This is a genomic window from Brevibacillus nitrificans (assembly GCF_003710965.1).
Taxonomy (GTDB): domain Bacteria; phylum Bacillota; class Bacilli; order Brevibacillales; family Brevibacillaceae; genus Brevibacillus; species Brevibacillus centrosporus.
In genome coordinates, this window is sequence record NZ_RHHU01000010.1 from 620581 (window position 1) to 639629 (window position 19049).

Annotated in this window: 19 protein-coding genes; 10 read left to right on the top strand and 9 right to left on the bottom strand. The window is 50.1% G+C overall.

Annotated elements, in window-relative coordinates:
* The 4 genes from EDM59_RS16525 to EDM59_RS16535 all read left to right on the top strand — a co-directional run bounded on the left by EDM59_RS16525 (position 1) and on the right by EDM59_RS16535 (position 3403).
* Positions 1-1251 (top strand): GNAT family N-acetyltransferase, encoded by a 1251-nt coding sequence (locus EDM59_RS16525; RefSeq protein WP_122924603.1) that lies wholly within the window; start codon positions 1-3, stop codon positions 1249-1251.
* A gap of 86 nt (positions 1252-1337) precedes the next feature.
* Entirely contained in the window at positions 1338-1511 is a 174-nt protein-coding gene (locus EDM59_RS31075; RefSeq protein ID WP_183192930.1) for a hypothetical protein, read from the top strand.
* Positions 1512-1567: 56 nt separating this feature from the next.
* Complete coding sequence (locus EDM59_RS16530) at positions 1568-2032, top strand: PilZ domain-containing protein (protein WP_122924604.1); 465 nt, start codon at positions 1568-1570, stop codon at positions 2030-2032.
* Between the two features lie 228 nt (positions 2033-2260).
* Positions 2261-3403, top strand: a complete 1143-nt coding sequence (locus EDM59_RS16535) for a DUF2087 domain-containing protein (protein WP_122924605.1) — start codon at positions 2261-2263, stop codon at positions 3401-3403.
* Between the two features lie 23 nt (positions 3404-3426).
* On the opposite strand, the gene EDM59_RS16540 is transcribed toward EDM59_RS16535, so the two are convergent.
* From EDM59_RS16540 to EDM59_RS16555, 4 genes are all read right to left on the bottom strand, one after another.
* Complete coding sequence (locus EDM59_RS16540; protein WP_122924606.1) at positions 3427-3732, bottom strand: hypothetical protein; 306 nt, start codon at positions 3730-3732, stop codon at positions 3427-3429.
* Positions 3733-3968: 236 nt separating this feature from the next.
* Complete coding sequence (gerQ, locus tag EDM59_RS16545) at positions 3969-4394, bottom strand: spore coat protein GerQ (RefSeq protein ID WP_122924607.1); 426 nt, start codon at positions 4392-4394, stop codon at positions 3969-3971.
* A gap of 29 nt (positions 4395-4423) precedes the next feature.
* Positions 4424-4846 (bottom strand): cell wall hydrolase, encoded by a 423-nt coding sequence (locus EDM59_RS16550; protein WP_122924608.1) that lies wholly within the window; start codon positions 4844-4846, stop codon positions 4424-4426.
* A gap of 191 nt (positions 4847-5037) precedes the next feature.
* Positions 5038-5604: a YqaA family protein gene (locus tag EDM59_RS16555; RefSeq protein ID WP_122924609.1), complete on the bottom strand. Its 567-nt coding sequence runs from the start codon at positions 5602-5604 to the stop codon at positions 5038-5040.
* 171 nt (positions 5605-5775) lie between these two features.
* On the opposite strand from EDM59_RS16555, the gene EDM59_RS16560 reads away from it, so the two are divergent.
* The 6 genes from EDM59_RS16560 to thrS all read left to right on the top strand — a co-directional run bounded on the left by EDM59_RS16560 (position 5776) and on the right by thrS (position 14439).
* Positions 5776-6666 (top strand): spore coat protein, encoded by an 891-nt coding sequence (locus EDM59_RS16560; RefSeq protein ID WP_122924610.1) that lies wholly within the window; start codon positions 5776-5778, stop codon positions 6664-6666.
* Positions 6667-6745: 79 nt separating this feature from the next.
* Positions 6746-6964, top strand: a complete 219-nt coding sequence (locus EDM59_RS16565) for a hypothetical protein (RefSeq protein WP_092276108.1) — start codon at positions 6746-6748, stop codon at positions 6962-6964.
* Between the two features lie 150 nt (positions 6965-7114).
* A complete protein-coding gene (mqnC, locus tag EDM59_RS16570) occupies positions 7115-8221 on the top strand; it encodes a cyclic dehypoxanthinyl futalosine synthase (protein ID WP_122924611.1) in 1107 nt (368 codons plus the stop codon).
* A gap of 151 nt (positions 8222-8372) precedes the next feature.
* Positions 8373-11156, top strand: a complete 2784-nt coding sequence (locus EDM59_RS16575) for an Ig-like domain-containing protein (RefSeq protein ID WP_183192931.1) — start codon at positions 8373-8375, stop codon at positions 11154-11156.
* 105 nt (positions 11157-11261) lie between these two features.
* A complete protein-coding gene (gene ytxC / locus EDM59_RS16580) occupies positions 11262-12182 on the top strand; it encodes a putative sporulation protein YtxC (protein ID WP_122924613.1) in 921 nt (306 codons plus the stop codon).
* A gap of 343 nt (positions 12183-12525) precedes the next feature.
* Positions 12526-14439: a threonine--tRNA ligase gene (gene thrS / locus EDM59_RS16585; RefSeq protein WP_122924614.1), complete on the top strand. Its 1914-nt coding sequence runs from the start codon at positions 12526-12528 to the stop codon at positions 14437-14439.
* A gap of 82 nt (positions 14440-14521) precedes the next feature.
* On the opposite strand, the gene EDM59_RS16590 is transcribed toward thrS, so the two are convergent.
* Genes EDM59_RS16590 through EDM59_RS16610 form a run of 5 tightly spaced genes read right to left on the bottom strand, consistent with a single transcriptional unit; the run spans position 14522 to position 18817 of the window.
* On the bottom strand, positions 14522-15553 hold the full coding sequence (locus EDM59_RS16590; RefSeq protein ID WP_122924615.1) for a ThiF family adenylyltransferase: 1032 nt from the start codon (positions 15551-15553) through the stop codon (positions 14522-14524).
* 20 nt (positions 15554-15573) lie between these two features.
* Positions 15574-16314, bottom strand: coding sequence for an ABC transporter ATP-binding protein (locus EDM59_RS16595; RefSeq protein WP_122924616.1), 741 nt, complete (start codon positions 16312-16314; stop codon positions 15574-15576).
* Between the two features lie 4 nt (positions 16315-16318).
* Entirely contained in the window at positions 16319-16981 is a 663-nt protein-coding gene (locus EDM59_RS16600; protein WP_122924617.1) for an ABC transporter permease, read from the bottom strand.
* A 12-nt stretch (positions 16982-16993) separates the two neighbouring features.
* On the bottom strand, positions 16994-17857 hold the full coding sequence (locus EDM59_RS16605; RefSeq protein WP_246011079.1) for an ABC transporter substrate-binding protein: 864 nt from the start codon (positions 17855-17857) through the stop codon (positions 16994-16996).
* A 30-nt stretch (positions 17858-17887) separates the two neighbouring features.
* Entirely contained in the window at positions 17888-18817 is a 930-nt protein-coding gene (locus EDM59_RS16610; RefSeq protein ID WP_122924619.1) for a substrate-binding domain-containing protein, read from the bottom strand.
* Positions 18818-19049 lie beyond the last annotated feature (232 nt).

Consider the following 19049-nt stretch of genomic DNA (forward strand, 5'->3'; position numbering starts at 1 on the left):
ATGGAGGAAATTCGACCGATTTCACACGAGGATATCCATGATGTTGTCAGGATTACAGCGTTGGCGTACCCTGGAAGCAATCTCCTTGCCCCCGACAATCGGCAGCGCTTTGCGGAGCGTGTGCAGGATACACTGGAGAATGACCAGAATGCCAGCTTCCACGGACTGTTTCGGGGAGAGCGCTTGCTCGGTGTCATGAAGTGGTACGACTTTTTTATGAATGTCCGCGGAATCCAGATGCTGACCGGTGGAATCGGTACGGTCGCTGTTGATTTGCTGCATAAAAAGGAAAAGGTAGCCAAAGCGATGCTGCAAGGCTTCCTTGCGACGTACCGGGAGCGTGGCGTCTGTCTGGTTTCGCTCTATCCGTTTCGCGTCGATTTTTACAAAAAGATGGGATTTGGCCAGGGGACCAAAGTTCATCAATATCGGATCGCTCCAGCCAGCCTTCCCTTGACGGCGAAGGACAAGGTCTCCTATTTGGGCGAGGCAGAACGGGAGCAGATCCTTGCCTGCTATCACCGCATCGTCCGTTGCACGCACGGGATGATCAAAAAGACGGAGCGGGAGCTGAAGACCTTCCTGGATCAACCGGAACAGGTGATCGTCGGGTGCAAAAAAGACGGCAGAGTCACGGGCTATCTCGTTTTCCACTTTCAACGTACTCACGAAGAGAATCAATTGCAAAATAATATTGTCATTAAAGAATTTTTATATGAAAATCAAGAGGCGCTACTGCAGCTCCTGTCCTTTTTGCACAGTCAGTCCGATCAGATCCAACGTGTGGTGCTGACTACTGCAGATGAGGATTTTCACATGCTGCTGACTGATCCTGGCAATGGAACGGACCGCTTGATCCCAAGCATCTACCACGAGAGTCATGTCTCTGGTGTCGGTTTGATGTACCGCGTGATCGATGTGCCGGGATTTTTCCATCAGCTCGCGACATGTCGTTTTGGCAGAGAAAGCGGACTTGTGCGTCTGAACATTCGTGATTCCTTTCTCCCGGAAAATGAGGGGAGCTGGCTAATCGAATTTTCGGAAGGCCATCCGCAGGTGGTAGAGGCAGGAGAGCCGGATGTCGAGCTTTGGATGGATATTTCGGATTTTTCCTCTCTGGTCATGGGGGTGATCAGCTTGCGTAAGCTGCACCTGTATGGTCTGGCAGACATCAGTGATGAAAAACAGATTCCATTCGTGGACAGGTTGTTTGCCACGGGAGACAAGCCGAGGAGTACAACGCCGTTTTAAATGAAAATTGTCACGAATCCGACACATTTAGGTATCTTTTTTTCCTCCTTCCCATATCATGGTACAAAATGGGAGGAGGAAAGTCGGTGATCTATTTAACGCTCGTGATCTTTTTTGGTTTCCTTTTGGTGGTCTGGTTCGTGGTTAAGCTCCTCTTCCGTCTGGACAAACGCGACTCGATCATCTACGACCAGCGCCAGCTGTGGGAACATTACGAAGTCGACTTGCAGGACATGCGTTATCCGAAGCAGAAAAAATAGGAATGCCAATTTGTCCGATGTGAGAAGATCCTATTCCTTTCAAGGTGGTGAGCAGATTGACTGGAGTCACAGGGGTACATCAACGGGAATACTTTCGATTGAAGTTGGTGCAGCCTTTGTGCGCTGAGATGACGATCGTGCTCATCAAGGGAAAGATGATGGAAATTGGAAGCGCTCACGTTTTGATCGAGGATATTGGCGCAGGGGGATTGCGCTTTTTATCCCATTTAAAAATGCCTGCCAACGACCAGCTTGTCCTGCAATTTGCCACGGAGCTGTGCGGGGAGCCGATTACGATGTACGGCCATATCGTTCGCACGGGCTCCTGGGAAGAAAGCTTTTATGAATACGCGGTGCGCTTTACGATGGAAGAAGCCCAGCATCTCGAAATCAACAGGCTGGTCAACCGCCTTGCCATACGCTATCGGAATCAAAAAGAGGTCAAGGATAGCCGGTTTTGGAAGGGAGATCGAAGGGCCTTCCTCACGGCACAGGCGAATCTTACGATGGAGTCGACTTGAACCTAACCATAAACGAAAAGCTCCTGCGTTTAGCCTTTGGCGAACGGGGAGCTTTTTTGCATAGATCCAAATGAAGGAGATTCCGAACCCGAATAAGACTTGTTCCCGTGGGATGCGATAGCTTCATCCGGGAATTTGTATAGACAGGACCCTTAAATGTTTGACATAATACAAACGAAATGATAAATTATCTATTATAAAACAAACAAAAGAAAGTAGTGTTTATTTATGTCACTTACAGAACCATTTTGGAGTGCTACCTTTGAGGAGGTAACGCAGGGATATTGTGAGCGCGAGCATGACTATTTCTGTTTGCTTTGCGGGGAATCCATTGAAAAAGGAATCATCTATCCTGTCGAGGGACGTCTTTATGACGCGGCGAAATTTATCCACCATCACATAGAAGAAGCGCATGGCTCTGTGTTTCAGTATTTGAGTGAGCTGGATAAAAAGATCACAGGCTTGTCCGATCACCAGAACCAGCTCATGCGCCTATTCTTCCAAGGGAAGAGCGACCAGGAAGTGCAAAAGGAGATGGGCATTGGAAGCGCGTCTACCATTCGCAATCATCGCTTTGCCTTAAAGGAAAAGGAACGCCAGGCCAAGGTCTTTCTGGTGATGATGGAGCTGATGAAAGGGACGACCAAGAAATCGCCTGTGACAGCCGTGATATCGGAGGCGCCAAGGTCCCCGAAAAAGAAAGACGATGAGCTGCAAGTGTCTTCTGCGGAGTATGCGGAAATTACACAAAAATACTTTCCTGAGGGAACGCTTGGCCGCCTGGAGCATTATCCACGCAAGCTCAAGCATCGGCTGGTCGTGCTGGAGGAGATCACCAAGCGCTTTGATCCAAAGAAAATCTACAGCGAAAAAGAAGTGAATGCGGTGTTGGAAACTGCTTACGAGGATTACGTGACGATCAGGAGGTACCTGATTGACCACGGCTTCCTGGATCGGGCAGCAGATGGCAGCGAGTACTGGGTGAAAAGCAACGGGGAGGAGCAGGAAAAACAGATGAATCGCAAGCAAGAGCTTAAACAGATGTACAGGGAAGTCAAAACAGAAGCCGGCGTTTATCAGATCAAAAACATACAGAACGGCAAAGTGTGGGTCGATGCGACGAAAAACCTGAAAACCATGAATGGCAAACAATTTACGCTCAAGCACGGGTCGCATACCAACAAAGCACTCCAAAAAGAATGGAACGAATACGGAGAGGATGCTTTCGTATTTGAAGTGCTGGAGGTATTGGAGCAAAAGCCAGATCCCTTTTTCGATTTAGCGGATGCCTTGGAAAAATTGGAGAACAAATGGCTCGACAAGCTTCAGCCCTATGGAGAGAGGGGCTACAACGAAAAGAAAAAACGGTAAAGTACCGCCGTCAGGCTTATGAATCAGTCGAGCAGGTGAAAACGCTCCAGCTGATCCCATAAGCCTTCTTTTTTCAAGATTTCCTTTTGCTTAGGACCGATTAGGTCAAAGTGAGGAAAAGGTGGTCGATCGTGTATGTAGGCAGGATTTAAGCCGTTCTCCAAGCACCATTGCGTGAGAAGGGCGCGGTTGGCACAACCGACCTTGGTGACCGTTTTTACACCAGGAAAGCGGGGATCGATCCAATAGTGGGTGAGATAGGCGATCTCCTCCCTGGTCACGGCTTGCTTCCAGCGGCTTAATTCTGCACGAGTGATTCCAAATGCCACGTTTCTTCATCCTTTGGGCTATTTCTTAGACTCTCCTTATCATAACAGAATGGATTTCCAGAATGGAAAAAGACAGACTTCCGAATGCTTGCTGCAGGGAAGTCTGTCTTTTTTGTACAGATATCTTTATCCAGCGTAAGCGCAACTAAAGCTCCGCCGAAGGCTTGGCGAAGCCCTAATTTCTTGCGTGAATTGTTCCGCTCCTCTCTACGAGGGCTTCCGCGATCGAGGCCTTCTTAACGGATGCCTTGTGGCAGGGTAGGAGGAACGTAGTTCAATTCTTCATCGGCAGTGATGTAATCGGTGTTGACCATGAGCAGCAGGTAGCGTTTGCCTGTTTGCGGATCGCTGAGAATGATGTGATCACGGCCAGCCGTTTCCAGCACGCCGCGAAAGATTTTCGCATTCCATTGGCTGTTGTTTTCAAATGTTTGATACACCGTGATGACTTTGCCGCGATTCAGACGCAAAATGTTTTCAATATAAGATTCCTCGACGACTTGGCCTGGCGTAAACGGGATGCCAGGAATAGCAGAACCGCTTGGCTGCATAGGGACCAGCTGAGGTTGCTGCTGCTGAGGCATTCCGTACGGAAACTGAGTCGATTGGTACATGTCGTACCCGTACTGCTGATACTGAGGGTAGGGCATTTGTTGGCTCATGATGAACTCTCTCCTTTATCTGTCTTGCTCTAGTAGACGCGTGGGCAATCTTGCGGTGTTGGAACGAAGAAGCAGTGCGCTTTGTAACGTCCGGAATTGCGTTGGTCCCACCAGGTTGGCGGACAGTTCCCGGCAGGGCGATAAAACCACAAAGCGTTTGACGCGGGATGCGTCCGTTCTCCATTGATCGTGCGTTTGGCTAAACGTTTTTCTCGATCTCGCGCGCGTTGATAAAAATACGGTTTTTGCACCGATTCGTAGCCACCTGGAGACTGAAACACCATGTCATTCATGTTTCGGATGTTTTTAAAGTCAAGGCAGTTGGAAAGGATGCGGTTTACACCCACGTTGCCGACCATCAGCATGCCAAGCTCGCCTTCTCCCTCTGCTTCAGCACGAAGCAATCGAGCTAGCAGATCCACGTCGTTCGAGTTCGCTTTGATTACGGCCATTGCCTCACCTCCTCCAAAAACTCACAATTACAATATATGGGCGCCTGTGCGATCGGTGATTACCGAAGAGAATTTTTCTGTGGGCGTGCATCTTGGCTTTGCCAGACCATCTTTTTCGCGTGACATGAAAAAAGCGTCCGTGAGCCAGTGACATGGCTTGGACGCTTTTTCTGTATGAGGCTGTCTTCCGTTTACAAATACCGTTTCCTGCGCTTGTTCCAGATGAACCAGGCGATCGCGACCAAGACCCCAATCCCGAGTATCGTGACCTCCAGATATTCATCCAGGAGTACTTTTGCGTGCTTTCCGTAAAAGTGAAACAGAGTGCCGATTAGAAAAAATTTTAATCCTCGCCCGACGATGGCGAAGAGCATCAGCTTCGTTAAAGAGTAATTGAATACCCCGCTAAGCACAGTAAAAACTTTGAAGGGAATGGGGGTAAAAGCCCCAATCAGTACAGCAGCATCTCCGTTTTTCGCAAATTGCTCGGTCGCGAGAGCTGTCCATTTTGCGGGTAGCAGTTTCTGTAAAAGCGGTTTCCCTAGCCATCTTCCCAGCATAAATCCGATGGGAGCGCCGAGTATGGAAGCCGTGAAAGCTACAGTCGCAAATCGCAGTGCGGAGCCAGGATCGAGCAAACTCATCGCAATTTGCATGAAGAAAGGTGGAACTGGACTGATAAACGAGTCCAAAAATGCCATTCCGAAGAGTCCCCATATTCCGTAATTCATAAACAGTTGCGTGATTTGTTCCAGCATGGGCATCTCCTTGCGATTTTTCCTTCCCTAGCCATTATACAGGAAAGATTCTGGTTTCTGTAGCTAAGATATGTCCGTTTGTCCAAAGTCAGCACCAGCTTCTAGGACGGAAAATTTTCGGACATACTGTTAGAGATTTTGACGAGAGACAAAAAGGAGGCGTAACCATCTATGCAATCTCATCCCTATGGTGCACACGAAGTCATAGAGCTTCATGAGGTTTTGAACGGAGCGGTTGACGCGATCAATACGGCCCACTTGTACGTCCCATTTATTCGCGATGCACAGCTGGCCCAAATCACAGCTCATCAGCTGCAATTCATGCAAAATGCGTACAATACTTTCGTTTATACCGTGCAAGGGCTGGGCGCGGGAGAGATGCTGCCCTATCGCCCGAACCGGACATTTGCACCTGCCGCCCCAGCCATGGCTGCACAAATAAGTGAGCCGCATGCGTATTCAGCCCAAATCGATGACCGCGATGTGGCGTCCGCTTTTCTCGGTATGCATAAAACAGGAGCCAAAACCAAGCTGGCAGCGGCACTCGAGGCAGCGCATCCGCAGATTCGTGAGCTGCTGCTGCAGGGAGCCGTCAATTGTGCTCATCAGGCTCACGAAATATGGAGCTATATGCAGAGCAGAGGGTTCTATCCGCTGGCAACGATGTCTGAATCGACCAATGCCGAGCTGCTGCGCGGTTATCAGCCTTTGCGCCCCGAGAATGGAGTGATGGAGCAAGCTGTTTCTCCAGCGGCTGCTCCGACGCAGCCGCTTCAGGAAAAAGGCTCCATTTCCGCTCACTTACTGAGAGAGACAGCCAGTGGCGCAAAAGCTTCCTCCCCAGCTGACCAGCCGCTGACCCCCGTGAATGCGGCACCGATTTTTTCACCTCAGCCATACCGCCCGGAATTCAATGGGCCTTCTGAAGATACGGCGATGACCACGGATGCGTTACAGACACAAGGAATCGAAGCGACAGGCGGTTTGTACCAGCAAGCAGAAGGAAAGCAGAACCGAAGTCGCAAAAAGAATACCATTTCGGATTCGCTGCTTGGTCAATAGGTCCTTGTTTTTTCATTGACGATAGGAAATAATATCCACTACTATAGAGAAAGGACAAACATCAGTGGGAGGGGCCGAAGTGAAAACACTAGGTTCGGGGAAAGTCATTTTTTATGCACCAGATGGAACCAATCTGCAGCTTTCCGGTGAAATTGACGTTCGAGGAGAACGCGTTTCTGTTACGGAAATCATCTACTTTAATGGTCAGCCAAACGGCGCTCGTGAGACGAATCTGCCGCTTGCCCAGACAGTTATTTACTGGGAACCGGAAGTTTACGAGCAAATTGGTTTTGAATAGAAGAGATGCTGAACAAACAACCTTGCGGGAAGCAGGGTTGTTTTTTTGTATGTAAGTTTTTACATCGTATGCACCTCGGGCATAGCCGCCTTTGACCAAGTGTGCTATCATGTGGAGTGGAATTTATGTAGGTAACGAGGAGTGATCCTTATGATCGACAGTATATTGGAACGGGCACTTGCAGGCGAACGTCTGGGCCTTGAGGATGGCTTGGCCTTGTTTGCAAGCGATCAAATTGAAAAAATGGGGCATTACGCGAATCTGGTGATGCAAAAGCATCATCCGGATCCCATCGCAACTTTCGTCATTAGCCGTAATGTCAACTACACCAATGTTTGTGACACGTATTGCCGCTTTTGCGCCTTTTATCGCAAGCCAGGATCTTCGGAAGGTTACGTTTTGCCAAAAGAAACGATTTTCCAAAAGATTCAGGAAACGGTAGATGTAGGCGGCACCGAAATTTTGATGCAAGGCGGAACCAACCCGGATCTGAAGCTGGAGTACTACACTGACCTCTTGCGCGATATTAAAAAACGCTTCCCGCAAATTACCATGCACTCGCTTTCCGTAGCCGAGGTCCTGAAAATCGCTGAGGTCTCCAAAATGTCGGTAGAGGATGTCCTGCGCGAGCTGAAAGCAGCGGGTCTAGACTCCCTGCCAGGAGCAGGCGGAGAAATTCTCGACGACCGCACGCGTCGCAAAATTTCTCGACTGAAAGGCTCCTGGACAGATTGGATCGACACACAAAAAGCAGCTCACCGTGCAGGGCTTCCAGGTACCGCAACGATGGTCATCGGCTTCGGCGAGGAAATGGAAGAACGCGTTCTTTCCTTGATGCGCATTCGCGATGCACAGGATGAGACGCACGGCTTCAAGGCGTTCATCGTCTGGACATTCCAGCCGGACAACACCAACATGAAGGCCGTCAACAACACGCCGGAAGAGTACCTGAAGACGCTGGCGATCAGCCGCCTGATGCTGGATAACGTAGAAAACTTCCAGTCGTCCTGGGTAACGATGGGACCACACTACGGTCAGCTGTCCCTTTCCTATGGGGCCAACGACTTCGGGCAGACGATGATGGAAGAAAACGTCGTATCCGCAGCCGCATGTACGTACAAGGTAAATACCAACCAGATTCTCGAGCTGATCCGCGGTGCTGGCAAAACGCCTGCGCAGCGCAACACGCAGTATGACATCCTGCGCGTCTTTAGGGATGGCGAAATGGCGGAAAAAGATTTTGTGATGCAGAACTAATTGAATGAAATGACGAACAAGCGTCTTCATCGCTTCCAACGGGAACGAGATGAAGACGCTTTTTTGTGTAAAGTGTGGTGGTCGTTACAGAAATCTTTTACGGAAATTTTTTATAATTCTAGCAACGATAATAAATGGTAGAGGTGAAATCATGTATCAAAACCAACGTTTCAAGTCAAAGTGGATTCGGTCCTCTGCTCTGACTTTGGTTCTAACTATCTTTATGACTGCGATGCTGTGTGGGCAGATCCCCTCTACAGCAGCTGCAGCTCAGCCCAGTCCATGTGTGGCTATTGGCGACCCATCATCAAGTAATTATAGTAGCTTGAATATTGGTTACTTTGATTTTTTAACACAGACCTTTCAAGCGAAACATACGGCTGACGTAACGTCTTTGGATGTTTACTTGCAGCATGATCTTGCGGGTGACGACGTAGGTATCGATTTTTTATCCCTGACTTCGGATGATCCGTCGACGGGAACCATCATCGGTCAGACCAGTGCCAGGATCCAAGGTACTGGATGGAAAAACATGGTGTTCCCACAAGCGATTCCGATCGTCGCAGGCCAGAAATATGCGGTGAAAATCTATCAGTTGAACAGCAGTGGTCTCATCACAATGGTGAGTGTTTCCCCCAAAAAATATTCCGACGGGGTATTTTACTTGGACAAGGATGGTACCAAGCAAATTAGCGATGCAGAGGAAATGCGGTTAAAGCTGTACATGACGAAAGGAGACCCAAGCAAATCCACAACCAATTTAACTGAGCTGCTTGTGGCTGATACTATTAGTAGCATTGAAACGGACAACGCTAATCTGAAGTATTTGGTTATCGTGCTCCCTACTGCGACTGGGTTGACGCTTACTCCTAAGCTAGAAACACCTGCTGACTCTTATTTGGAAGTCAACGAACAGGGGTGGATAAGTGGAGCGCCATACACGACTCCTGTAAACGAGGGAATCACCCCAGTAACCTTTTCCGTGAAAAAAGGGGATTGCTCCGAGGAGAAGGTGTATACCGTTCATGCCGTCAAGGATACGACACCGCCGACAATTACTTGGACGACAGCCCCACAGCCCAATGCGGCAGGATGGTTCAATAGTGATGTGACGGTGAAATGGAACGTGAATGACAGCACTTCAGGAGTGAATCCAGTCACTGTGCCGAACGACAGTCTTCTAACGGGAGAGGGGGACAATCTATCTGTAACGGCGGCTGTGCGTGATAAGGCAGGCAACACGGCAACTGCAACGGCGGCCGGGATCAAGATCGACCGTACAGCGCCAGTGACGACGATCTCGCAGCCTGTTCGCTTGCCAGACGGAACGGTGACGGTTTCCTTGTCTGCCCGCGACAACTTATCGGGTGTAAAAACGACGTACTACCAGATCGATAGTGACGTCCCCCAATCTGGTCATACAGTCAGCTTCCAGACGGACGGAACCTTTGTGCTGAAAGCGTGGAGTGAGGACACTGCAGGTAATGTGGAGCAGGCACAATCCGTTACGGTACATGTAGACGTGGCTGCACCTGACTTTGCAACGAACTATCCGAAAACGGGGAGTATTGGAAATAATCGCGCGGAAATAATGGTGAAAACGAATGAGACGGGCGTCGTCTATTATGCTGTCGTCCCTCAAAACGCAAGAGCTCCGTTGGCCGCGCAGGTTAAGGCAGGGACTGATGCTGCCGGGATGCCGCTAGCTGCAAATATGCATGGCAATCTGGCGGTGACAGCGAATCAGGAAGAGAGCTTCGATCTGACAGGGCTGCGAGCTTCTACGAGCTACACCATCTATTTGGTAGCAGAGGATTTGCTGGGGAACCTGGCGGCGAACGTAACAGCTTTGCCTTTCCGTACGAAAACGCCCGCATCGCCACCTGCCTATTATCCGGTCGAGCAAATCCGGTTGAATGAAGAGCAAATCACCTTGAAAGAAAGCGGCGATGGAGTTTACCTTCGTCCAATGATCACGCCGGTCTACGCGACGAATCAGCAAGTCAGCTGGATCACGAGCGATGAGGGAGTAGTCAGGGTCAATCAAAATGGCTATGTTGAGCCTGTTTCAGCGGGAGAGGCGATCGTCCGCGTCACGACGATTGATGGGAATAAAACAGCTTCTGTAAAAGTGACGGTAGAGCCTGTCAAAGCTGAAAACCAATTGGCAAAGCTGATTGTGGACAAACCGAGCTTCATGCTTCAACCCGGAGATACAGCGAGCTTGAACGTCACTGCTGTCTACGAAAATGGCACTGAGGAAGAAATTACACAAAACAAAAACGTAAAGATTAAGAGCAGCAGCACTCTGGTGACGGTAAAAGCAGGGCAGATCAAAGCAGGCAAGAAAGAGGGAGAAGCGACGATCACGGTCAGCTACGAAGGCAAGGTACTCGAGATCAAGGTCGTGGTTTCAAAGGCGAAAGTCCGTTATCTCACGTCTTCCTATCGTCAAATCCTTTTAGATAAAGAGGAAAAGCGACAAATCACACTTTATGCAGTTCTGTTCAATGGCAAGAAAATGGATATAACCTCTTTAGCAAGCTGGCATGCAGAAGAAGCGGAAATCATCCGGGCAACGGACGGCGAAGTATCGGCTTTGACCACAGGTAAGACAAAGCTGATCGCAGCTTATAGTGGTCGTACCATTTCTATTCCGGTCACGGTTATGGAAGACAAAAAGCCACAGCGAATTGCCATGGAGAAACATTTGCTGCGGCTTGCACAGGAAGACCTGGTCAAACTGTCGGTGAAAGGGATTTACGAAGACGGCTTCGAGGATGACCTCACGGATGTGGTGAGCTGGGAGGTGGAGAATCCAGACATTGCAACCGTAAATGATGGAGAGCTACTGGCCCATCAAACAGGAACTACTACCCTCACTGCCAAGTACGCAGGGAAAACAACCAGATTGAAAGTGATTGTAAGGAAATAGCAGGAAGCTTGTCCCCCTCCTTCCCTCCGTTTCCAACCGTTTAAAAGTATATCGCTCCTGTCGGGACATATACTGTAAGTACAATTGCGGGTTGGGGGGATGGTTATGCAAGCGTTCCGCGTATTGCTGGAGAATGTCCCTGCGCATAGTGGCACGTATCGCGCCATCTTGCAAGAGATGACGGAGCGGGTCAACACTGCACCGGTGCGTATTACATATAAAGAGGAGGACCAGAACGGATACCATGTGTTCTTCTTTCAGAGCTGGTGCGAAGAAGAATACGATGCGCAGACGATTGATTGGGCTCGTGCTTTCGTGGCATTGTCCTTAGCTGAGTGGATCATGCAGGTAAAGGAACCCGAAATCATCGAGGAAATGGCAGAGGATTTGCTGCAGTCCGAGCAGCTGGAGGAAGAGTGGGCAGAAATCCTTCCCTACATCCAGCGTATGTGCCAAGAACATGAACCTTCCGGCACGGAGCTGTTTACCGCTACAACACGCAAGGCGAATGTCTATCGCAAGGCATTTACGTACTTGGAATACGAGAGAACCGTCAACGTTTTGGGCTTCGTCCGTTTTCGCCTGCAGGACCATTGGAATGAACTGTTTGAGCTGGTGGAGGCGGGAATCGACGAATATCTGGAAGACAAGCAATATCAGGAATTCGTGGAGCTGCTGCGTTACTTCATCGCCGTCCAGGAAACCAAGCAGGAAGTGGTTCACGTCGTTCCTAGTGTGGACAAACCTTTCCACCTCTATGATAAAAAAGGGGATCGCCTGTGGCTGGATCAGCTGGATTCCGTTCTGAGCATGGAGGAGCAAAACTGCCGGGACGAAGACTATTTGGTCAGCGCCCTCGTGACCTTGGCACCGGAAAGTATCGTCCTGCACATGTCGACGGAGAGACCGGGACTGACGCAGACCATTCGCAGCATTTTCGACAGCCGATTGAGTACGTGCCAGTCTTGCCCCCTTTGTCTGGCAGACAGACGTGTACTTGACTTGCACAATCCGTCTAAACTATAATAGCAACAACAACTTTACAGGAAATACGATGAGAAGGACATGGACGATATGCAGGTCGCTTCAGAGAGGCGGGACATGGCTGGAAGCCCGCTGCGCACCCATATGGATCTACCCCCTTTGAGTAGCAGCCGGGAACAAAGGCATCTGCCTTCCAGTATCGGTCAGCCGGTGAATAACCGTTAAAATTCCTTGAGGAGTCTGTTTGGGCAAGACTGACAGACTTGAATTAGGGTGGTACCGCGAGATGACACTCGTCCCTTTTTGGGATGGGTGTTTTTTTATTTACTTGGCATTGCCGAGTTTAGTAAATCTCAAATCTTAGCAAAGGAAGGAAGAACCTAACGTGGCACAAATTAACGTGACTTTCCCGGATGGCGCAGTTCGTCAATACGAGGCCGGGACTACCATCGAAGACATCGCTGGTTCCATTAGCGCCAGCTTGAAAAAGAAAGCCGTCGCTGGTAAAAAAGACGGCAAAGTTGTAGACCTGTACACCCCGCTGGAAGAGGATGCAGCGATCGAAATCGTAACGCTGGATTCCCAAGACGGCGTTGAAGTATATCGTCACAGCACCGCTCACTTGCTTGCACAAGCAGTAAAACGCATTTACGGCAGTGAAGTAAAATTCGGAATCGGTCCTGTGATCGAAGACGGTTTCTACTACGACATGGACATTCCGGTTTCCCTGAGCCCGGAAGACCTCGGCAAAATCGAAGCGGAAATGGAAAAAATCGTGAAAGAAGATTTGCCGATTCGCCGCAAAGTTGTGAGCCGTGCGGAAGCAACTGAGATTTTCCAAGGCTTGAACGACCATCTGAAGCTGGAGCTGATCCGCGATCTGCCGGAGGATGCGACCATCACTCTGTATGAACAGGGCGAATTCTTCGACCTGTGCCGTGGTCCTCACTTGCCTTCCACTGGCTTCATCAAAGCATTCAAGCTGATGAACGTAGCGGGCGCTTACTGGCGCGGAAAATCGGAAAACCAAGTACTGCAGCGTGTATACGGTACCGCATGGCCGAAAAAAGCCGAGCTGGAAGAATACCTGCACTTCATCGAAGAAGCGAAAAAACGCGACCACCGCAAACTGGGCAAAGAGCTCGAGCTGTTCATGTTCTCCGAGGAAGCACCAGGTATGCCGTTCTACCTGCCTAAAGGCTTTACTGTCCGCAACGAGCTGGAGCAATTCTCCCGCCGTCTGCAGCAGCTGGCGCAATACACAGAGGTACGCACTCCGTTCCTGATGAACGAGCGCCTCTGGAAGCAATCCGGCCACTGGGAGCATTACCAAGAGAACATGTACTTCTCTGAAGTAGATAATGCGACTTACGCTCTGAAGCCGATGAACTGTCCAGGACACATGCTGATGTACAAAAATGCGATGCATTCCTACCGCGATCTGCCAATTCGTTACTCCGAGTTTGGTCAGGTTCACCGCCACGAGTACTCCGGTGCTCTGAATGGTATGCTTCGCGTACGGACTTTCTGCCAGGATGACGCGCACGTATTTGTTCGTCCGGATCAGATCGAAACCGAAATCAAAGGCATGATCAAGCTGATCGACAGTATTTATAAAGTGTTCGGCTTCGAATACAGTGTGTCTCTGTCTACTCGTCCAGAGGATTCCATGGGCTCCGACGAACTGTGGGAAACAGCTGAAGGTGCTTTGAAAAAAGTGCTGGAGGCATCCGGTATGCCATACGGTATCGAAGAAGGCGACGGTGCCTTCTATGGACCGAAGATCGATTTCCACATCACAGATGCGCTGAAACGCCGTCACCAATGCGGTACTATCCAGCTGGACTTCCAAATGCCAGAGAAGTTTGACCTGACTTATGTCGGCCAAGACAACGAAAAGCATCGTCCAGTCGTTCTGCACCGTGCGATGTACGGTTCCATGGAGCGCTTCATCGGTATCCTGATCGAGCACTATGCAGGGGCATTCCCAGTGTGGCTCACTCCAATCCAGGCTCGCCTGATGAACATCAGCGAAGTGCACATTCCTTACGCAGAAAAAGTGAAGGAACAGCTGCAGCAAGCAGGTATCCGCGTAGAGCTGGATGCGCGCAATGAGAAAATCGGTTACAAAATCCGTGAAGCCCAAGTCCAAAAAATCCCATACATGCTCGTCATTGGGGAAAAAGAAATGGAAGACGGCACTCTGTCCGTGCGCAAACGCGGAGTAGGGGATGAAGGTGCCATGAGCGTGGATGCGTTCGTTGAAAAAATTCGTGCCGAAATCAATGAAATGAAGTAAGAGGCTCTGATGCCAAAATAATAACCAAACAAAAGGGCAGCTCCTTCCGTGTTGAAGGGGCTGCCCCTTTTTTACATGCTTTCTAATGCCCGACGTACCGGGCGTACAGAGAGCGTGCAATGGTAATGTCATCAGTTCCTTGCACGAGTACGCGACCATCCTGGAAAAAAACGAGGGTGTATCCATCCGTATGAAAACGGAGCAAGAAGCGATTGTGTTCGATTGCTCCTAAAGGCGCAAACCGTTTGGCGAGCAGAGTCAGATCGACTACCACAGGGGAGCTGGGTCGGATCTGCACGGTGTCGCGACCACATAGCGTGGCAAATTCTTCCGTAGCGTCCGCCCCAGACGTTAACGATTCAAATTCCTTTTTGACGCAGGCAGGACATTCTGGATTTTGCCCTGCGGAAATAGGGAGCTGGTCATGGTCGTTTTGCCAAATATCAAATTGCTCCAGATGTGGGTTGAGATGCTCCAGATCCCCAATTAAAAGCTTCATTGCCTCTGTCGCCTGATAGGAAGCGATGATGGAGACGAGGGGACCGAGTACGCCGACCGTGTCGCAGGTTTCCCCCCTTCCTGCCGGTGCATGGGGGAACAGACAGCGAAAACATGGAGTGATGCCTGGGCGAATGACTGCAAACATGCCGCGAGAGCTTACAGCACCTCCGTACACCCACGGCTTTCCATACTTGATGGCGACATCGTTGATCAGGTAACGTACTTGAAAATTATCGGATCCATCGAGAATGACATCAGCATCTGAAAGCAGGCTTTCGGCATTTCCTGCATGCAGGTCGGCTATGATGCCCTCAATGCTCACGGTGGAATTGATCGTCCGCAGCTTATCGGCAGCAGCGATCGCTTTTGGGGTATGTTGATTCGCATCTGCTTCATCGTAGAGCATCTGTCTTTGCAGATTGCTTGGCTCCACGAAATCGCGGTCGATCATCCGGACGTGTCCGACACCTGCGCGAACGAGATGGTTGGCAAGTACTGTCCCTAAAGCCCCCATCCCGACAATGACAGCTTTTTTAGTCGTCAGTTTCTCTTGCCCATGTGGTCCAATAGGGGAAAATAACAATTGCCTAGAATAACGCGTGCTGGAATCCATAGCTGACTCCTTTCCGTCGATCAGCAAATCATTCGTCCTGATACAAAATCCTGCAGCTCTGCACTTGCAGGGCGGTGAAAGAAGGCATGGTTGTCAGCCGACTCGACGATTCTCCCCTTGTGCAAAAACAGGCACGCATCCGCGAGTCTTTTTGCCTGGGGAAGGTTGTGAGTGATCATGAGAACCGTCGTGTGCTGCTGGCGATTGACCTCCAAAATCACGCGCTCAAAAATAGAGATATTGTACGGATCGAGACTCGCGGTCGGTTCATCGAGCAGCAGGAGCTCAGGCTCGCAGGCGAGTGCGCGTGCCAAAGCGATTCGCTGTGCTTCTCCACCGGATAGGGTCTGGGCTCGCTGTCTCGCGAGGGTTGACAGCTCCACCAGCCTGAGGGCATGCTCTACTCTTTTTTGGACAGTAGACTTATCTAGGTTCCGATACCGCAGTCCTAATGCTACGTTGTCAAAAACGGTCGCCTGAAACATGGAGGGTCTTTGTGCGACGAAAGCCATTTTGCGCTGGATCGGCACCCCCTTGCGATAGGTGAGGGAAGGCAGCTCCACATCCGTTCCGAACAGCTGCATGCTCCCGCGAGTTGGCTTCTCCAACAGATTCATGACGCGCAATAACGTGCTTTTCCCCGCACCGCTCGGACCGACGATACCGTAAATTCGACCGCGTTCAAAAATGGCCTGCTCGACCTGCAAAACGGTTCTTCCTTCGTAAGAGACTTCGAGATCTTTGAGCTTCAATCGGTTCATCTATTCATCTCCGCCTGGATTTCATTTGATTCATCATGCCAACCATCAGAAAGCTGTTGAACAAGAAGCTGATTGCCAAAAGGACGAGCCCCAATTGCAGGCCTGCTGTGAAATTCCCTGTTCGCGTCTCCAAAATAATGGCCGTTGTCATCACGCGTGTGTGGTGCTCAATGTTCCCTCCAACCAGCATGACTGCACCGACCTCGGAAATCGCTCTGCCAAAAGCAGCGGCAACTCCTGACCAAATCCCCCCGCGCGCCTCACGAATAATGGTCAACATCATCTGCAGGGGAGTAGCTCCCAGGCTTTTCGCTGTTTCCCAATAGGTGCGTTCCTTTCCGTGCACAGCTGCCATGGTTAAGCCGGCCAGAATGGGTGTTACAAGTACGACCTGGGCGATGATCATGGCTTCGTCACTAAATAAAAGGTCGAGCGAACCGAGTGGACCGTACCGGGAGAGGAGGAGGTAAACGATCACACCGACCAAAACGGGAGGCAGTCCCATGCAGGTGTAGATCAGGGCGACGATCAGTCGCTTTCCTGGGAAGGAATACAGCCCGAGTAAAGCGCCAAAAGGTATTCCCATGAGCATCCCGAGCAGAACAGAAGAAGTCGTTACCTTCAGGGAGAGCGAGATGACCTCCCAGACATCCTGTGTGAGCATCATGAAAAGAGTCTCCTAGCGTTTCTTGGCATCAGGCACGAACAGTCCTTTTCCGTAGTCCTTTTGTCCAAATTCTCCAATCAGCTTTTGGCCTTCAGCCCCTGTGAAAAATTCGATAAGCTTCATGCCTTCTTCTTGCTTGGCAGAAGACTTGACTTGAATGATCCCGTATGGATTCAAAAGCGACTTGTCACCCTGCATGACCACATCGAGATTGAGCTTTCGAGAGAGAAAGGTAGCCTCGTCGGTCAGAGTATAGGCTTTTTTCTCATCCGTCATTTGCAGCGTCTCGCCCATTCCCTGGCCTGACGAGAGATACCAGCTGTCTTCTGGCTTGATCTTGGCTTCTGTCCAAATGCCCTTTTCTTTTTTATCTGTACCCGAGTCATCCCCTCGCGAGATAAAGGTTGCTTTTTTCTCGGCGATTTTGCCAAACGCTTCTTTGGCTGTTTTCGCTTGCTTGACTCCGGCAGGATCGTCTGCTGGACCTACGATGTAGAACTGGTTGTACATGACATCAAAAGCGTTGACGCCAAATCCTTTTGCGACAAATTCATCCTCGGACTTGCGAGCGTGAACGAGCAAAACATCCGCGTTTCCGTCTTCCCCAAGCTTGATGGCTTGTCCAGTTCCGACAGCGACTACTTTTACTTTAATGCCAGATTGTTGCTCAAAGATTGGCAGCAGGTAGTCGAGCAAGCCGGAATCCTGGGTGCTCGTTGTAGTAGCGAGGGTAATTTCCTTGGCTTCCTTCGTTTCAGGAGCGGGAGCAGCTGCAGGAGGCTGTGCCGGAGCAGAGCTAGATTGAGAACAGGAAGCGAGTAACAGGATTAGCGAAAATAACAAAAAGACTTTGGCAAAACGCAGATGCTTCATCATGATCACTCCTAATCAAATGGATGGGATTCGTCAATACATTCTGTCTATTTCCTTGCCGGTTTGAGAGACGTTGTAGCCGCCTTGAGCTACGACTTCCTGCTTGAATGAAGGGTCGCGCAGGAGGGAGAGAAGCTCGCGAAAGCGTTCTTGCTTGACGAAGCGCTCAGGAATTACGAGGTCGTAGCGCTCTTCCTGGATTGGAAAAAAGTCTAGTCCCAGTCCGCGGGCCACACTTTCTATGCCCAGTGCTGCATCTGCCGTACCTTGCAAAACGGCTGAGGCGGTAGCGTAATGCGTCGTCAGCTCGACATCGTAACCAGGAATGGCTTGCGCGGATACTTTCTTCTGCTGCATGCTGAAATCGAGAAGTACCCGAGTCCCGGATCCGCGCTGGCGATTGACGATGCGATGTTTTCCGCTGAACAATTCCTCCCAGCTGGTGATCATCCGCGGGTTGCCTTTTGGCACGACGAAGCCTTGCCAGCGGCTGACCAGATTGACGACAGTGACTCCTTCATTCGGGAGTAGACAGCGAATGTAAGGCAGGTTGTACTCGCCTGTCATTCGATCGAGCAGATGGGTGCCAGCCATTTCTACTCGCCCTTTGTAGAGCTCGATCAGCCCGTCCAAGCTTCCTGAAAAAGCAGGCAGAAGCGTGATCCCGCGCTCCGCTAGCTTCCTCGTCAAGAGGTCGATGGTGAGGTCATGGCTCCCTGCAAAAATGATTTCGTAGGGCTGGGTTACCTGTCTCTGGGGGGAGAAAAAGCCGCTGGAGGGGAGCTGATCGTCCCGAGCCTTGCTCTTGTGCATGAAGGAGTCGAGATCCGTGCGTAAAATGCGCAGTGTGCGCCCGATTTTGGAGGCTGGCAATTCTTTGCGTTTGATCAACTCGTAGACGGTATACCGGGTAAGCTTTAGCTCCGCAGCAACCTCGTCTGGAGTCAGGTAATCGCTTTCCAAAGTGTCACCCTCTTTTTCAGTTTGGTTGAATTGGTTCTAGTTAGTTTTAGTTTGTTTTACATGTTTTGGTCTATAAATAACATACTTTACCAGCCGGTGGATAGGCAAGAAAATAATCGAAAAATTAGCAATTTTGCTGGATTTTCGTGGTATTCAGGAAGGATTACCCATATAATAGTCGTAATAGTAGGTATATTTTGTGAGTTCAATGTGAATGAAGATTGGGGAGGGA

Bases quoted from the DNA above. Each gene is read 5' to 3' on its own strand.
- EDM59_RS16605 (WP_246011079.1), bottom strand. From the start codon at position 17,857: ATGATGAAGCATCTGCGTTTTGCCAAAGTCTTTTTGTTATTTTCGCTA.
- ytxC (WP_122924613.1), top strand. From the start codon at position 11,262: ATGCAAGCGTTCCGCGTATTGCTGGAGAATGTCCCTGCGCATAGTGGC.
- EDM59_RS16535 (WP_122924605.1), top strand. From the start codon at position 2,261: ATGTCACTTACAGAACCATTTTGGAGTGCTACCTTTGAGGAGGTAACG.
- mqnC (WP_122924611.1), top strand. From the start codon at position 7,115: ATGATCGACAGTATATTGGAACGGGCACTTGCAGGCGAACGTCTGGGC.
- EDM59_RS16590 (WP_122924615.1), bottom strand. From the start codon at position 15,553: ATGGATTCCAGCACGCGTTATTCTAGGCAATTGTTATTTTCCCCTATT.
- EDM59_RS16600 (WP_122924617.1), bottom strand. From the start codon at position 16,981: ATGATGCTCACACAGGATGTCTGGGAGGTCATCTCGCTCTCCCTGAAG.
- gerQ (WP_122924607.1), bottom strand. From the start codon at position 4,394: ATGAGCCAACAAATGCCCTACCCTCAGTATCAGCAGTACGGGTACGAC.
- EDM59_RS16555 (WP_122924609.1), bottom strand. From the start codon at position 5,604: ATGCTGGAACAAATCACGCAACTGTTTATGAATTACGGAATATGGGGA.
- EDM59_RS16525 (WP_122924603.1), top strand. From the start codon at position 1: ATGGAGGAAATTCGACCGATTTCACACGAGGATATCCATGATGTTGTC.
- EDM59_RS16550 (WP_122924608.1), bottom strand. From the start codon at position 4,846: ATGGCCGTAATCAAAGCGAACTCGAACGACGTGGATCTGCTAGCTCGA.
- EDM59_RS16595 (WP_122924616.1), bottom strand. From the start codon at position 16,314: ATGAACCGATTGAAGCTCAAAGATCTCGAAGTCTCTTACGAAGGAAGA.
- EDM59_RS16575 (WP_183192931.1), top strand. From the start codon at position 8,373: ATGTATCAAAACCAACGTTTCAAGTCAAAGTGGATTCGGTCCTCTGCT.
- EDM59_RS16560 (WP_122924610.1), top strand. From the start codon at position 5,776: ATGCAATCTCATCCCTATGGTGCACACGAAGTCATAGAGCTTCATGAG.